Origin of the sequence: Croceitalea dokdonensis DOKDO 023, assembly GCF_001306415.1 — a bacterium.
Taxonomy (GTDB): Bacteria; Bacteroidota; Bacteroidia; order Flavobacteriales; family Flavobacteriaceae; genus Croceitalea; species Croceitalea dokdonensis.
In genome coordinates this window covers 349,967-365,957 of the sequence record NZ_LDJX01000005.1, presented here as the reverse complement: position 1 = coordinate 365,957, position 15,991 = coordinate 349,967, and the positions used below count along the sequence as shown (strand labels likewise).

General features: G+C 42.0%; 16 protein-coding genes. 12 read left to right on the top strand and 4 right to left on the bottom strand.

Going from position 1 to position 15,991, the window contains the following annotated elements:
- Positions 1-10: 10 nt before the first annotated feature.
- Together I595_RS12550 and I595_RS12545 are read right to left on the bottom strand one after the other, a co-directional pair.
- A complete protein-coding gene (locus I595_RS12550; RefSeq protein ID WP_054559766.1) occupies positions 11-844 on the bottom strand; it encodes a sterol desaturase family protein in 834 nt (277 codons plus the stop codon).
- A gap of 215 nt (positions 845-1,059) precedes the next feature.
- A complete protein-coding gene (locus I595_RS12545; protein WP_054559765.1) occupies positions 1,060-1,554 on the bottom strand; it encodes a YkgJ family cysteine cluster protein in 495 nt (164 codons plus the stop codon).
- A 46-nt stretch (positions 1,555-1,600) separates the two neighbouring features.
- Here I595_RS12545 and I595_RS12540 point away from each other — a divergent pair, with 46 nt between their 5' ends.
- Together I595_RS12540 and I595_RS12535 are read left to right on the top strand one after the other, a co-directional pair.
- Complete coding sequence (locus I595_RS12540) at positions 1,601-2,314, top strand: class I SAM-dependent methyltransferase (RefSeq protein ID WP_054559764.1); 714 nt, start codon at positions 1,601-1,603, stop codon at positions 2,312-2,314.
- Between the two features lie 39 nt (positions 2,315-2,353).
- Positions 2,354-3,247: a zinc metalloprotease gene (locus tag I595_RS12535; RefSeq protein WP_054559816.1), complete on the top strand. Its 894-nt coding sequence runs from the start codon at positions 2,354-2,356 to the stop codon at positions 3,245-3,247.
- Here I595_RS12535 and I595_RS12530 read toward each other — a convergent pair.
- Both I595_RS12530 and I595_RS12525 read right to left on the bottom strand, forming a co-directional pair.
- Positions 3,244-3,876 carry a 7-carboxy-7-deazaguanine synthase QueE gene (locus tag I595_RS12530; protein ID WP_054559763.1) on the bottom strand — a complete coding sequence of 211 codons (633 nt, stop codon included), beginning with the start codon at positions 3,874-3,876 and terminating at the stop codon, positions 3,244-3,246. The genes I595_RS12535 and I595_RS12530 overlap by 4 nt on opposite strands.
- Before the next feature lie 57 nt (positions 3,877-3,933).
- Entirely contained in the window at positions 3,934-4,398 is a 465-nt protein-coding gene (locus tag I595_RS12525) for a Rid family detoxifying hydrolase (protein WP_054559762.1), read from the bottom strand.
- Between the two features lie 208 nt (positions 4,399-4,606).
- Between I595_RS12525 and I595_RS12520 the strand changes: the two genes are divergently transcribed.
- From I595_RS12520 to I595_RS12480, 10 genes are all read left to right on the top strand, one after another.
- On the top strand, positions 4,607-6,115 hold the full coding sequence (locus tag I595_RS12520; protein ID WP_054559815.1) for a helicase HerA-like domain-containing protein: 1,509 nt from the start codon (positions 4,607-4,609) through the stop codon (positions 6,113-6,115).
- 14 nt (positions 6,116-6,129) lie between these two features.
- The gene (locus I595_RS12515) at positions 6,130-6,678 is read left to right on the top strand and encodes a hypothetical protein (RefSeq protein WP_054559761.1); all 549 of its coding nucleotides are present in this window, start codon (positions 6,130-6,132) and stop codon (positions 6,676-6,678) included.
- A gap of 545 nt (positions 6,679-7,223) precedes the next feature.
- Entirely contained in the window at positions 7,224-7,346 is a 123-nt protein-coding gene (locus I595_RS17420; protein ID WP_316934166.1) for a helix-turn-helix domain-containing protein, read from the top strand.
- Positions 7,347-7,547: 201 nt separating this feature from the next.
- The gene (locus I595_RS12510) at positions 7,548-10,544 is read left to right on the top strand and encodes a type I restriction endonuclease subunit R (protein ID WP_054559760.1); all 2,997 of its coding nucleotides are present in this window, start codon (positions 7,548-7,550) and stop codon (positions 10,542-10,544) included.
- A gap of 31 nt (positions 10,545-10,575) precedes the next feature.
- Positions 10,576-10,950 carry a four helix bundle protein gene (locus I595_RS12505; RefSeq protein WP_054559814.1) on the top strand — a complete coding sequence of 125 codons (375 nt, stop codon included), beginning with the start codon at positions 10,576-10,578 and terminating at the stop codon, positions 10,948-10,950.
- A gap of 36 nt (positions 10,951-10,986) precedes the next feature.
- Positions 10,987-12,351 carry a restriction endonuclease subunit S gene (locus I595_RS12500; RefSeq protein ID WP_054559759.1) on the top strand — a complete coding sequence of 455 codons (1,365 nt, stop codon included), beginning with the start codon at positions 10,987-10,989 and terminating at the stop codon, positions 12,349-12,351.
- 26 nt (positions 12,352-12,377) lie between these two features.
- Positions 12,378-13,022 carry a transposase gene (locus I595_RS17665; protein WP_054559758.1) on the top strand — a complete coding sequence of 215 codons (645 nt, stop codon included), beginning with the start codon at positions 12,378-12,380 and terminating at the stop codon, positions 13,020-13,022.
- Positions 13,019-14,665, top strand: a complete 1,647-nt coding sequence (locus I595_RS12490; protein WP_054559757.1) for a type I restriction-modification system subunit M — start codon at positions 13,019-13,021, stop codon at positions 14,663-14,665. The genes I595_RS17665 and I595_RS12490 overlap by 4 nt, the downstream gene beginning before the upstream one ends.
- 59 nt (positions 14,666-14,724) lie before the next feature.
- On the top strand, positions 14,725-15,090 hold the full coding sequence (locus I595_RS12485; RefSeq protein ID WP_054559756.1) for a cupin domain-containing protein: 366 nt from the start codon (positions 14,725-14,727) through the stop codon (positions 15,088-15,090).
- Between the two features lie 43 nt (positions 15,091-15,133).
- On the top strand, positions 15,134-15,976 hold the full coding sequence (locus I595_RS12480; RefSeq protein ID WP_054559755.1) for an alpha/beta fold hydrolase: 843 nt from the start codon (positions 15,134-15,136) through the stop codon (positions 15,974-15,976).
- Positions 15,977-15,991 lie beyond the last annotated feature (15 nt).

Below are 15,991 nucleotides of genomic sequence, written 5' to 3'. Positions count from 1 at the left end.
GAATTTAGTGTTACGGATTGCCCGTAGTAGGTTTACGGTATTTATGGAATGGTTGTTTTAACAGCCCGGCAATACTGCTATTTTCCTTTTCATCCGGAAAAGTATCCACCCCATAGGTAATTTTATCCCGATCTAATTCCATATAGGTGCCAAAGAGCCTGTCCCATATGGAAAAAATATTGCCATAATTGGAATCTGTGTAGGGTAGGACATAATGGTGGTGCACCTTGTGCATATCTGGCGAAACAACAATCCAACTAATGGCCTTATCCAGTTGTTTTGGCAAACGAATATTGGCATGGTTAAACTGGGACAACACTACCGATAAACTTTGATAGAGCATGATGACACCAACGGGTGCCCCTACAATGAACACCCCAACTAAAGTAAAGGTATACCTAATTAAGCTTTCCAAAGGATGGTGCCTATTGGCGGTGGTGGTATCCACGTTATGGTCCGAGTGGTGCACCAAGTGAACCATCCAAAGGGGTTTTACCTTATGTTCCACCAAATGTGCCGTGTAGGCGCCAATTAAATCCAACAGCACCACCCCAAGGGTTACATAGAGCCAAAGCGGCATTTCTGGTAACCAATTAATGATGCCAAAATCATTGGCAATGGTCCAATCCGATGTTTTTAACAGCAAAAAGGCCAAAGGAAAATTGATGACAATGGTGGTAAGTGTAAAGAAAAAATTGGGCAGCGCATGCTTCCATTTGCGGTATTTTATGCTGAACAATGGCATTATTCCCTCCAAAATCCAGAAAAATGTGATTCCACCAACCAAAATTAAACTGCGGTGCAGTGGTGGAATCGTTTCAAAATATGCGATTACTGTTTCCATAATAGCTAAAAATACAAAATCAAAAAAGAAACCCAAAGTACAGTTACGAACTCTGGGACAGCACCTCAGCACTAAAAATACAGGGCAGCAAAACAAAGACGGAGCCGGTTCCTAAATTTAAACAGTGCTTACTTTTATCCCTTGCCAAGGTTGCTGTGGGCCTAATTTTCATTCAGGCTTCAAAGCACTTTCCCAAAGGTCCAAACAGGTTTGAGCTATATGGAAATTCGTTTTTTCATGGCCTCCACGATATGGTAAGCGGCAGGGCAAATGGCCACATTCTTTAGGGTAAGCTTGCTGATATTCTGAAATTTCTTTCTGTTGGTATGTGGAAACTGCCTACATGCCTTTGGCCTAACGGCATAAATGGAACAGAAATTATCCGCTCCCAAAAAGGGGCAGGGCAGCTGTTGCAATACAAGATCGTTCTCTTCATCAATCCGCAAGTAGGTTTTTATGAATGCAGCAGGTTTCATTTTTAGGTGTTTAGCTATCCGTTCCACATCGGCATTGGTAAACAATGGCCCTGTGGTCTTGCAGCAATTGGCACAGCGTAAACAATCCGTTCGGTCAAACTCATCATTATGCAGTTCCTGCATTAGGTAATCCAATTGTTTTGGAGGCCTCTTTTTTAGCTTGGCAAAAAACTTGGTATTCTCATGGTGTTTTTCCTTTGCCCGGCCTGGTAATTGTGATAACTCTTCCTGCATACCTACAAACCTAAAAAAAAGTAGCACATTTGTGCTTTTAATCTGGATGAAAGATATTTTTGGTCAAGCTTTACTTGATTTTCAAGCGGATAATTATACGGAGGACATTACCACCTTTTCTTCTTTAGATGAAGAAGACCTTATTCCCCTACCCTACCTATTCCGCAGCTACGGGGAAATGCCGGCCTTAGAGCAAACCGCTTTACGCCATTGCCAAGGAAAAATCCTAGACGTGGGTTGTGGCGCGGGTTCCCACAGTTTATGGCTCCAAGAAAACGGACATGAGGTTATTGGACTGGACCGTTCAAAGGGAGCCATTGCGGTATGCAAGCAACGGGGTCTGCACCATACCGTACACAGCAACATTTTAGAATACCGTGGCACAAGCTTTGATACCTTGCTCCTGCTCATGAACGGGATTGGGATTGCGGGCAAGCTTGAAAATTTGGACACGTACCTATCCCATTTTAAAAGCTTATTGAGGCCCGGGGGACAAATCTTACTGGACTCCAGTGATATCAGGTATATGTTCGATGAAGATGACGATGGGGGCATCTGGGTTCCGGACAACGGAAGGTATTACGGTGAAGTGGATTTTAAGATTAGCTACAAAAAATGGGAGGTCGAGCCTTTCCCTTGGCTTTATCTGGACTACCACAGACTACAAAACCATGCCCTCCAAAATGGCTTTTTATGTGAACTGTTGGAAGAAGGGGCCCATTATGACTATTTAGCCAAACTTACCTTAAAGGCATACTAGATGTTTAAAAAAAAACGTTATTTGAGACAAAATAAGCGTATGAAAAGCGTAGTTTTTGCAACCTTGACCTTCATGTTTTCCATGCTTTTGGCCTGCTCCTCTGACGCTGAAAACCCTAATGGTGGCGAGGAAACGGAAACGGAAGTGGACAGGACGGGAAACCTGTTGAGCACAGGCGCCTCTGCCAATGATATTTTATCCAATGCAAGGTTTGATCGGTTGCTCATAGAAATTGCCTTTGTTGAAGGATTTAGACCCTCCCCAGTCACCATGAACGCTTTTGAGGAGTTCTTAAGGGAAAATACCTTTAAACAAAACATAGAACTCACCTATAAGGAATTACCGCCAACCGGAGAGGAATCACTGACGTTAACGCAAATAGACAGTCTGGAGCAAGCAAATAGAACGGCCTACAATACGGGCAGCACTTTGGCCATTTACATCTTTTTCGCAGATGCACCATCGGATGGGGACGATTTGGAAGAGGGCCTGGTCACCTTGGGCGCAGTATTCCGCAATACCTCAATGGTAATTTATGAGAGAACCGTGCGAACCTTGGCCAACCGGAGTTTAAGTCTACTAATATCAGACGTGGAAACCGCCACCCTAAATCATGAATTTGGCCATTTATTTGGGTTAGTGAACCTTGGCACCGTACCTATTAATGACCATGAAGATCCAGATGCCCCTTTCCATTGTTCTGAAAATCCCTGCTTAATGCGTGCAGAACTGCAGTTTGGAACTTCTGGAAAGGCTTTTGTACAAAGAAAACATGCCAATGATGTCCACTCTTCTTGTAGCCTAAATGGGCTAAACTTAATCCAAACTATGGAAAACCGAGTGGCCAGGGGCATAGCCGCAGCTCCAGGTCTGGACCCAGAATGTCTTAGGGATTTGGAAAGTAACGGTGGTAGACCGTCTACCAATAATTAAGGAATATTCAAATATTTATGGGTCTGTAGGGATACCTTCCATTTTGGATGCTTCATCACATACTCCACAATGAGAGGGGTTACCTTTTCCCTTACACTCCATTCTGGTTGTAGGTACAACATACAATCCTTGGATACTTTTGCGGCCTGTTCCTCGGCAAAAATAAAATCATGTTTGTTGTACACAATCATTTTTAGCTCGTGGGCTTTTTGATAAATGTCCCCCACGGGAAGCTTGTTTTTTTTGGGCGAAAGACAAATCCAGTCCCAAACCCCCGTTAAGGGATAGGCCCCGGACGTCTCTATATGGATGTGCTGGCCTTGTGCCTTTAGCCCTTGGGTCAACGGACCCATATCCCATGTCAGCGGTTCCCCACCTGTAATCACTATGGTATCTGAATACTTTTTGGAGTTGGATAAAATGTGCTCAATTGCGGTGGGCGGGTGGGTTTCCGCATTCCAGCTTTCTTTTACATCGCACCAATGGCAACCAACGTCGCAGCCCCCAATACGCACAAAATACGCCGCTGTTCCCTTGTGGAAGCCTTCTCCTTGAATGGTATAAAATTCTTCCATTAAGGGCAACATGGCACCCTTGTCCACTAAATCCATCACCTCTTCTAAAACCATGGCACAAAGATATACCGCTTAACCTTGTCCCACAACAGCCTGGACCAAGCCAGAAATTTAGGACCTTGTTTTGGCGGCAACCACTTCAATCTCAATTTTGGCACCCGCTGCCAATCCTGCTGCGGCAAAGGTGGTCCTTGCCGGCTTTTTGGTGAAGTATTTTACGTACACCGCATTAAACGCCTTAAAGTCGCTGATATCACTCAAAATTACCGTGCACTTTACCACATTATCCAAGGACAAACCGTGGTATTTTAGCACCCCCTCAATATTTTTGATGGTTTGTTCCGTTTCTCCGGCAATACCACCATCTGCAAGTTTCCCAGCCTCCCTGTCCATGCCAATTTGGCCCGCCAAAAAGAAGAGGTTTCCTACCTGTACCGCCTCACTAAAGGGTGCACTGGCCCGCGCAGGATTCTCTGGGGTATGGAAAATAACGTCGGCCGGTTCTTGGGCTTTTGCGCTAAGACCAAAAATAACTAGGGTTACCACGGTTGCCATAAAAGTGCGAACTGTTTTCATGCTTAAAATTTTTAATGGTTACGAATTTCACCATTTCAGGGCAATTGGCCTAATCTTATGGTGTAGCCAAAAAATCCCTGAAATATGGGAGGGCCTATTTGACATAGGTGATATCTACCCACGTAGGCCATTCCAAATTAAAAATTCATGGGCACCAATCGCTGTTTCTAAGCTTCATTTTACCTATTTTTATCGCAAATTGAATACCATGAGCGACAAAGAAAAGTTCTTTGCCCATATTGAGAAAGGCTATAGCACCAAGGGTGATTTTATCACCATGGGAGCGGCCATGTTAGATGGCCAGACCATGACCGGGGCCCATATTAAGGTGCCCTTAAAAACCTTGAACAGACATGGCCTGATTGCTGGTGCCACAGGTACCGGAAAAACCAAAACACTTCAGGTCATCGCAGAAAACCTATCGGACAAGGGCATTCCAGTGTTATTGATGGACCTAAAAGGTGATCTTAGCGGAATTGCGCAACCCAGTCCAGGCAACCCAAAAATTGAGGAACGGCACCAGGCCATAGGAATCCCCTTTGAGGCCAAAGGGTTCCCCGTGGAGATCATGTCACTCTCCGAACAGAACGGTGTTCGACTGCGGGCCACGGTATCCGAATTTGGACCCACTCTCCTTTCCAGAATTTTGGACTTAACGGTGACCCAAGAAGGTATTGTTGCCGTGGTCTTTAAATACTGTGACGATCATAAACTCCCCCTTTTGGACCTCAAGGATTTTAAAAAAGTGCTGCAATACGCCACGGGAGAGGGCAGAAAGGAATTCCAAGCCTCCTATGGCAGAATGTCTACCAGTTCCACGGGAAGTATCCTAAGAAAAATTATAGAACTGGAGCAGCAGGGTGCAGACCTTTTCTTTGGTGAAAAATCTTTTGACGTAGAGGATTTGGTCCGTATTGATGAAAATGGAAGGGGATACATCAATATCATTAGGTTGACCGATATTCAGGACCGTCCAAAATTGTTTTCCACCTTTATGTTAAGTCTGTTGGCAGAGATATACGCCACCTTTCCAGAGCAGGGCGATAGCGAAAAACCAGAGTTGATTTTATTTATTGATGAGGCCCACCTCATCTTCAGCCAGGCGAGCAAGGCGCTTTTGGACCAGATAGAAAGTATTGTCAAACTCATCCGCTCCAAAGGCATAGGCTTGTATTTTGTGACCCAAAACCCAACGGACGTGCCAGAGGCGGTATTGTCACAACTGGGCCTAAAAGTGCAACATGCCCTCCGTGCATTTACCGCAAAGGATAGAAAAGCCATTAAGCTCACAGCAGAAAATTACCCCATTTCCGAATATTATGATACCAAAGAAGTATTGACCTCTTTGGGCATTGGTGAGGCACTGGTCTCCGCTTTGGATGAAAAAGGAAGGCCCACTCCCCTAGCAGCCACCATGCTCCGCGCTCCCATGAGCCGTATGGATGTGCTTACGGATACAGAACTGCAATCCTTATTGGGAGCTTCCTCACTCATAAAAAAATACAATGATGAGGTAGACCGTGAAAGCGCCTACGAGATCCTAAATGAAAAAATAGAAAAAGCGGAAAAACAAGCAGAAAAGGAAAAGGCCTCCCGTTCCACAGCGGGGAGATCATCTGGCAGAAGGAGCACCCGTATGAACCCCGTGGTAAAGGTTTTGACCAGTGCCACCTTTATCCGTGGCGTTCTGGGCGTATTGAAAAAAGTAATCCGTTAGCGGTTTTGGAAGCTATGAAAAAAAGTAGAGTATTGTTAAGCATTTTGGGCTTATTGGCCGCCATGGCATGCACCAAAAAAGACACCAAGTTCCTAATTACCGAAAACGGAATTGGTGCCCTTTCACCAGCTAGTGACCTTAACGATCTGGAGGCCATTTTTGCCCAAGATTCTATCGTCAAGGATACGCTTAAGGGAGCATTGGGCAGTGGTACCAACAAAATTATGGTGTTTGAAAAAGGGGGCGCCCCATTGCTGCAGCTTACCCCAAATACGGATAGTATCCCAGGTATTGATATTGTAAGGGTTTTGGATAAACGTTACGCTACCAAAAAAGGCATATCCCTTAACAGCACCTTTAAAGATATCCAGAACGTTTACGGCATTAAAAAAATAGTGACCACCATGAGCAGTGTCGTTATTTTTCCAAAATCCAGTACGTTGTATTTTACGATTGATAAGGAAGAACTTCCCGCCAGTTTGCGGTATACCAATACGAGCATTGAAGCCGTACAGATACCGGACGATGCCAAAATAAAATATGTAATGCTGGGGTGGGATTAAACAAGCCTTATTTTTAGGGTTGTGGTTCCCGAAGCCTACAAAATCCAAGCGGTTATCTTTGGTTTTCCGATGTTGCCGTTTTACATACTGGATGGTAATCCGTACGGAATGGCGGTTAGGTAAAAACCAAGCCCATGGCAGCGCAGTTTTTGTTGTTCCCATACCTTCCATAAAAATGTGCCTGCCTCTTGCTTAGGCGCCATCTAACTAAAAGATGGCTTATATGCGGGTTTCACCTTCTATGCATTTTAAGCAGCGTAAGCAACAAAATATCGGTTCATAGGATGTTGAGGAACAAAAAATAATGGCGAGAACGGCTTGTAGTGCACAAATCCTGATACCAGCACTGTATGACAATAGGGAAGTGCTATTTTTACTACTTTATCAGTAGAATCTAATTGTATTGACAAAAGGTGGCAACAGGCAAAATAGGTGTGTTTCCTTGGAGGTTAAACATAGTTCTGTACATTAGGGAACAACATAAAGCAGTTTAGAAACAAACCGAATATAAAAGCGTAAAAAAGAAAGAAATTGAGCTAACTTGGTTGGCCAAAAAACTTGGCAAAAGCTACCATATGGTAAATCCATACGCCCAAAACAAAAGACAACCAAATTTGGAGACGCTGTTTGAGATTTCAAAAACCCTAAAGGTTGAAGTAAAAACATGACTAAAACCCATTGCGTATATTGATGAAAATTCGTCAATTCGAGTGATTTTTTGATACAAAGTATCGGAAAATAGTATCGAGAATCAGAATTTTAGCATTGAAATCTTGTTCTCGATATTTTTTTCCAGAAAAAACTCAAACTGACGGTTGTACATCTAAAAAGCATTCAAAATGCACAACAGGTTAATAAAGGAAGATTGAATGGACTTAGTTAAGGAAGCAGATATAGAATATGGGCTTGTAGGCAGACTACAAGATTTAAAATACACCTATAGGCCTGATATAAGGGACTTAAACGCACTAGAGCAAAATTTTCGAGAAAAATTTGAAAAACTCAACAAGGTGCAACTCACCGATTCCGAATTTGAAAAACTGAGTACCCAAATCATAGACCCCGATGTATTTGCTGCATCCAATAGTTTAAGAAAAACAAACACCTTCTTTCGCGAAGATGGAACACCCTTGCACTATACCCTTGTAAACATCAAAGACTGGTGCAAAAACGACTTTGAGGTCATTAACCAACTTCGGATAAACACAAAAAACAGCAACCATAGATATGATGTCATTGTCCTTATCAATGGCGTGCCTGTTGTTCAAATTGAACTAAAAACTTTAGAAGTAAGTCCGAACAAGGCCATGCAGCAGATTGTGGACTATAAAAATGATGCGGGAAACGGCTACACCAATTCGCTCATGTGCTTTATGCAGTTGTTTATTGTGAGCAACAAAAGCAAGACCTTCTATTTTGCCAATAACAACAATGAGCACTTCGCTTTCAATGCAGATGAGCAGTTTTTGCCCGTGTACACTCTCGCAACTGAAGACAACAAAAAAATAAATCACCTCTACGACTTTGCCGACAAATTTTTAAGCAAATGCACCCTGGGGCAAATGATCAGCCGCTATATGGTTTTGGTGGCAAGCGAACAAAAAATACTGGTGATGCGACCGTACCAAATCTATGCGGTAAAAGCTATTGTAGATTGCATACACCAAAATAGAGGAAACGGATACATCTGGCACACCACAGGAAGTGGAAAAACACTTACCTCTTTTAAGGCTTCCACACTCTTAAAAGACAATCCTGATATTGAAAAGTGCCTGTTTGTGGTTGATAGAAAAGACCTTGATAGGCAAACACGACAAGAGTTCAATAAATTCCAAGAAGGCAGTGTGGAAGAAAACACCAATACGGCCATTTTGGTCAATCGTATGTTATCTACAGATTATGCTGATAAGGTAATTGTGACCACCATTCAAAAACTGGGCTTGGCACTCAACCAAAATAGTAAACGCAACGTAAAGCAACGAGAGGAAAACCAAAAAAGCTATTACGATAGGTTGGCACCCTTACGAGACAAAAGAGTGGTGTTTATTTTTGATGAATGCCACCGCTCGCAATTTGGCGAAAACCACGATGCCATAAAAGAGTTCTTTCCCAAAGCCCAACTTTTTGGATTTACCGGAACACCCATTTTTACGGAAAATGCTACCTATAAAACCATTGAAGGCGACCAAGCTTCCTACAAAACGACCCAGGATGTTTTTCAGCAAGAATTGCATGCGTACACCATCACCAATGCCATTGAAGATAGGAACGTACTGCCTTTTCATATCGACTATTTTACGGCAGAAGGTCAACCCGACTTCAATGATTTGAGCCATAAAATGGCGGTGATACATGCCATTCTCAAAAAGCACGACAAAGCTACGGACCACCGTAGGTTCAACGCCATACTGGCTACTTCTTCCATTGCAGATGCCATTGAGTATTATCACCTCTTTAAGCAAAACCAAAGGGAATACGCCCAGGTGAACGAAGACTACGCCCCGCTCAACATTGCTTGTGTGTTCTCTCCGCCTGCCGAGGGCAACAGAGACATACTGCAGTTGCAAGACGATTTACAACAAGAAAAAGCCGATAACCAGATAGAGCCCAATAAAAAGAAGGCAGCCCTCACCCAAATTATGGCAGATTACAATGCGCAGTATGGCACCAACCATAGTATCGCCGAGTTTGATGGCTACTACCAAGATATACAGCAGCGTATAAAATCCCAGAAGTACCCCAACAAAGATGTGCCGCACAAAGACAAAATAGATATCATCATTGTAGTGGATATGCTCTTAACCGGCTTCGACTCTAAATTCCTCAACACCATTTACGTAGACAAAAACCTAAAATATCACGGTCTCATACAAGCCTTTTCCCGCACCAATCGTGTGATCAATGACAATAAACCCAAGGGAAACATTCTAGATTTTAGACAGCAGGAAGAGGCGGTGGACAATGCCATGGTGTTGTTCTCTGGCGCCCATATAGAGCGAGCAAAAGAAATCTGGCTCGTAGAACCCGCACCGGTGGTCATTGAAAAATACCAGGAAGCGGTAGGCAACCTGAAAATGGTTATGGAATCGCACGGATTGGAATGTAAAGCCCACGAAGTAGCCAACCTCAAAGGAGACGAAGCACGTGCCCAGTTCATCAACACCTTTAAAGAAGTACAGCGTTTAAAAACACAGCTAGACCAATATACGGACTTGGAAGACGCCCAAGCCGATACCATTGAAGCCACCTTGCCCACAGACGATTTCCGTTCCTTTAAGAGCAATTACCTCGATACCGCAAAACGCTTAAAGGAAATACAAAACAAACCCGATGCACCAGAGGCAGTGAAACAGCTAGATTTTGAGTTTGCCCTGTTCTCGTCTGCCGTTATAGATTACGATTACATCATTGGCCTGGTAGCCAAACACTTGCACAATGCGCCAAGTGAAAAAACCAAAATGACCAAGGAGCAAATTATACAATTGCTCAGCGCAAGTGCCAACATGCAAGACTACCGTGAGGACATCATTGCCTATATCAATGCCTTGCCCATTGGCGAAAAATTGACTGAAAAGGAGATACGCGAGGGCTATCAACAATTTAAAGACAAAAAAGCCGCCAAGGAACTCAACGCCATTGCCCAAAAACACCAGCTAGAAACCCAAAGCCTCAAAGCCTTTATAGATGAAATTATGAACCGAATGATTTTTGATGGCGAAAAACTCACCGATCTATTGGCACCCTTGGAGCTGGGCTGGAAAGACCGCAGAGTGGCAGAACTAGCCTTAATGGAAGACTTAGTGCCATTACTTAACAAACTAGCCCAAGGGCGGGAAATTGCGGGGTTGAATGCCTACACTGTTTGAATTGTGAATTATGAATGGTGAGTTGTGGATTATGAACGAGAAAAGACCAAATATTATTAGAGATAAAAGTTTTGCGTTTGCGCTAAGGGTAGTGAAGCGCTATCGATTTCTTTGTGAGGAGAAAATAGAGTTTGTAATGAGTAAACAACTGCTAAGAAGTGGTACTGCTATTGGTGCGATGGTCAGAGAAGCAGAGCACGTAGAAAGTAAACCCGATTTTATTCACAAATTGGCAATCGCCCAAAAAGAAGCCAATGAAACCGATTATTGGTTAGAACTTCTGCATAAATCCGATTACCTCGAAGAAAAACAATATCAATCCATTATTCAAGACAGTAAAGAAATCAATAAGATACTCGCATCCATTATCATCACCTCAAAACAAAAGCATTATGCCAACAAGTAATTCATCATCCACAATTTATAATTCATAATTCAAAAAATGAGCAGTAAACAAAAACATGCCCTGAGCAGAGTCGAACGGGTAGTACCACCATTGCGTTTTCCTGAGTTTGTGAATGATGGAGAGTGGATGATTGAGCCTTTAAATAATGTTTATTCATTTAAAATCACTAATTCTTTCTCTAGAGATAAATTGAATTATGAAAATGGTTCTGTGAAAAATATTCATTACGGAGATATTCATACTAAGTTTTCAACACATTTTGACATTTTAAAAGAAGATGTACCATTTATAAACCCTGAGACCTCAATTGACAGAATAGATAAAGATAACTACTGTAAAGAAGGCGATTTAGTTATTGCTGATGCTTCTGAAGATATAGATGATATTGGAAAGAGTATTGAAATTATAAACCTAAATAAAGAAAAGTTACTTGCTGGATTGCACACATTTTTAGCTAGACCAATTGATTCTAAAATTACAATTGGCTTCGGAGGACATTTATTTAAATCAAGTGGTATTGTTACTCAAATAAAGAAAGAAGCTCAAGGTGCTAAAGTATTAGGAATATCTAAAGGCAGACTTGCAAATTTGGATGTTTATTTTCCAACAAGCCCCAAAGAACAACAAAAAATAGCCGCTTGCCTATCCTCTTTAGATGAGGTCATCACCGCAGAAACCGAAAAACTAGACCTATTACAAGACCATAAAAAAGGATTGTTGCAACAGCTGTTTCCCAATCCCATGGTGAATGGTGAAACAATGGTGAATGATGAAACTCACAATTCACAATTCACAATTCACAATTCAAAAGTGCCTAAATTTCGTTTTCCTGAGTTTGTGAATGATGGGGATTGGGAGGAACATAAACTTAAAAAACTTTTAGAATTTCAAACTGGCTACCCATTTAAATCTAAAGGATTCAATGATGAAAATAAAGGCATAAGATTAATAAAGAATAGAGATTTAAAAGCTGATGATAGAATTGTTTTTTTTGAAGGTTCTTTCGATAAATCTTACTTAGTTGATGATGGTGATATCCTTGTTGGAATGGATGGTGATTTCTCACCTATAAAATGGAATAAGGGTAAGGCATTGCTCAATCAACGAGTTGGAAGAATTAGGACAGAAAACGATACTGATGATTTCTTTTATTATTTCTTATCAATTCATTTGAAAATTGTAGAACACAACACACCAAGTACAACTGTAAAACATCTATCGCATTCTACTGTTGAAAAGCTGGAAATTCCGATTCCACCATCAATTAAAGAACAACAAACCATAGCCGCTTGCCTTTCCGCAGCCGATGAATTAATAGCAGCCCAAACCCAAAAAATAGAACAGCTACAAGAACACAAAAAAGGCTTGTTGCAGCAGTTGTTTCCTAATCATAACCCGTAAAGACGCAATACATTGCGTCTCAGAAAATGGATAAATACAAAAACAAATACCGCATTGCCTCTGCCCGTGCCCCATTTTGGGATTATGGGTGCAATGCCGCCTATTTTGTAACCATTTGTACCCATAACCGCGAACATTATTTTGGCGAAATAATAAATGGAAAAATGCAATTGTCTGAAATTGGGGAAATTGGGGAAAACGAATGGTTAAAAACATTTGAAATGCGACCTGATATGAATTTGTGGATGGGCGATTACGTGGTAATGCCCAATCATTTTCACGCCATCATTGGTATTGGTCAAAACCAATACAATACGCAACGTGATACGCAACGTGATACGCAACGTAGAGACGCAATGCATTGCGTCTCTACCACAAACACCACAAACACCACAAACACCACAAACACCACCGCTACCACAAACAATGATTTACCATTACCATCGAAAAACCAATTCGGCCCACAATCCAAAAATTTGGCATCCATTATTCGTGGGTTTAAAATTGGGGTAACCAAAAATGCCCGAATATTAAATCCCGATTTTCAATGGCAACCTCGATATCACGACCACATTATTCGTGATAATAAATCGTTTAACACCATTTCCAATTACATTATCAACAATCCGATGAATTGGAAAGAGGATAAATTTTCAATTAAAGAAATATGACCGCACAACAAAAACAAGAAGAACTAGGCAAAACCCTTTGGGATATAGCAGATAGTTTAAGAGGCGCCATGAATGCAGATGATTTTCGTGATTATATGCTATCGTTCCTCTTTTTACGCTACCTATCTGATAATTATGAAGCTTCGGTTCAAAAAGAATTGGGGTCAGACTATCCCAGTAAAGACGCTATGCATAGCGTCTCCACAAACCCACTTTCCATTTGGTACGAAGCAAATCCTAATGATATTGTGGAATTCGAAAAGCAAATGCGGAGAAAAGTGCATTATGTAATTGAGCCGCAATATTTATGGAGCAGTATTTCAGAACTGGCAAGAACACAGCACGAAGATTTATTAAAAACACTACAAAAAGGGTTTAAATACATAGAAAACGAATCCTTTGAAAATTCGTTCAAAGGCTTGTTCTCAGAAATTAATCTTGATTCTGAAAAACTAGGCAAGAACTATGAAGCTAGAAATGAAAAGCTTTGCAAAATCATTACCCAAATTGCCGTAGGTATTGCAGACTTCTCCACGGATAGCGATACCCTTGGAGATGCCTACGAATATCTGATTGGACAATTTGCAGCAGGTTCAGGAAAAAAAGCGGGCGAATTTTATACCCCACAGCAATTATCTACCATTCTCTCGGAAATTGTGACTTTAGACAGTCAAAACCCAAAAGCAGGTAAAAAGAAAAAGATAAATAAAGTGCTCGATTTTGCTTGTGGTTCTGGTTCCTTGCTATTGAACGTAAAGAATAAAATTGAAAAAGCCGGTGGTACGTTAAGTAGAATCTATGGGCAAGAGAAAAACATTACCACCTACAACTTGGCCCGGATGAATATGCTGCTGCACGGAGTAAAAGCTTCAGAATTTGAGATATTCCACGGAGATACCTTAAAAAATGACTGGGAGATTCTAAACGAAATGAACCCTGCAAAAAAAGTAGAGTTTGATGCCATCGTTGCAAATCCGCCTTTTAGTTTACGTTGGGATGCCTCCGAGGCTATGGGCGAAGATTTCCGATTTAAAAATTATGGGTTGGCACCAAAATCAGCGGCAGATTTTGCCTTTTTATTGCACGGTTTCCATTTTTTGAGTGAAGAGGGAACCATGGCCATCATTTTACCGCACGGCGTTTTATTTAGAGGTGGAGCGGAATCTCGCATAAGGGAAAAACTGCTCAAAGACAATCATATAGACACCGTAATTGGCTTGCCTTCCAACCTTTTCTTTTCAACCGGAATTCCAGTGTGTATTTTGATTTTAAAGAAATGTAAAAAAGAAGATGATGTATTGTTCATCAATGCCAGTGAGGGTTATAAGAAAGAAAAGCGTCAAAACGTATTGCGAAATGGAGATCTTGAAAAGGGAGAGAAAAACGACATTCTTGAGATCATCAATACCTACAAAAACCGACCGGAAAAAGTGGAACGTTACGCTCGCAGAGTTACAATGGAGGAAATCGTGAAAAACGATTTTAACTTAAATATTTCCCGTTATGTGAGTACGGCAAAACCAGAGCCGATCATTGACTTAAAAGAAGTGAACGAAAAACTGGTGGATATAGAAAAGAAAGCCACGGAAGCATTAAATGAGCACAATGCATATTTAAAGGAATTGGGACTGAAAACAATATGAAAGGAAGCGCAAAAAAATAATTTCTACCCTCATCATAACGCGATAAACACCAACTAAGGATGAAAAAATATAAGCTACAAAAGGCCCCGTTTGTGATTCCCACTACGGATGGAAAGTACATTGCAGAACATTTTGGAAAGGCAACCGATGGCAATACGCAGCTGAGCATTGCCCATATGAAGGCCCCTCCAGGTTGGAGCGAACCTTTCCAGACCCCAGAATTTGATGAGTACACCTTGGTCTTACGCGGTAAAAAGCAATGTGTGGTCAACGGTGAAAAAATAGTGCTAACGGCAGGGCAGTCCATAAAAGTGAATGGCAATGCGCGGGTCCAATATTCCAATCCTTTTGATGAGGTCTGTGAATACGTGGCCATATGCACCCCAGCTTTTGATTTAGATACTGTACATAGGGAAGAATCTTAGTATTTTTGCGGGCTGTTAAACTAGCCTTAGCCCCATATATGCCATGAAGAAGATACTTAGCACCCTAATTCCGCACCTCTACGGACAATGGTTAAATGTCATTGCTATTTTTAGCCCAACAAGGGCGGCCAAAATTGGGTTCCAAATTTTTACCACAATTAGAAAAGGCCGGGTGCTGCCCCAGCAAAAATCCTTTCTGGACGCTGCAAAACACTCCGTGGAAACCATTAAGGGCCACCAGGTACAGGCCTACAGCTGGCCCGGAACAAAACCTACGGTGCTGTTGCTCCACGGCTGGGAAAGCAATACGCACCGCTGGCACAAACTCATTGCCAAACTACGGGAACACCAGTACCATGTCCTGGCCTTTGATGCCCCTGCCCATGGTTATTCCACTGGAAAAAAACTTCATGTGCCCTTATATGCAGAAGTGCTAAGGCATTTTATCAATACCCATAAGCCCACTTTTTTAATAGGCCATTCCATGGGAGGCATGACCGCCCTGTACGACCATTACCTGCACCCGCAAACCACGGTTAGGAAAATTGTGACCATTGGCTCACCCTGCGAGTTTGAAGGGTTTATGCACCATTACCAAAATCTTTTAAAATTTAACCAGCGGGTTTGGGATGCCATGGACCAAGGCCTTAAGCAGTGGTTTGGTTACCATTTTACTGAATTTTCCAGTGCCCGTTTTGTAGCGGAAAATACGCTACCAGGGCTTCTTTTTCATGACAAATTGGACAAACAGGTACCGTACACGGCTTCCGTTAAGGTGCACGAACATTGGAAAAACAGCCAATTGATCTTAACGGAGGGCCTGGGGCATTCCATGCACCAAGATGAGGTAAATGAACAAATCATTGGGTTTCTGGAAGCTACATAATTGGGGTGCTTTACG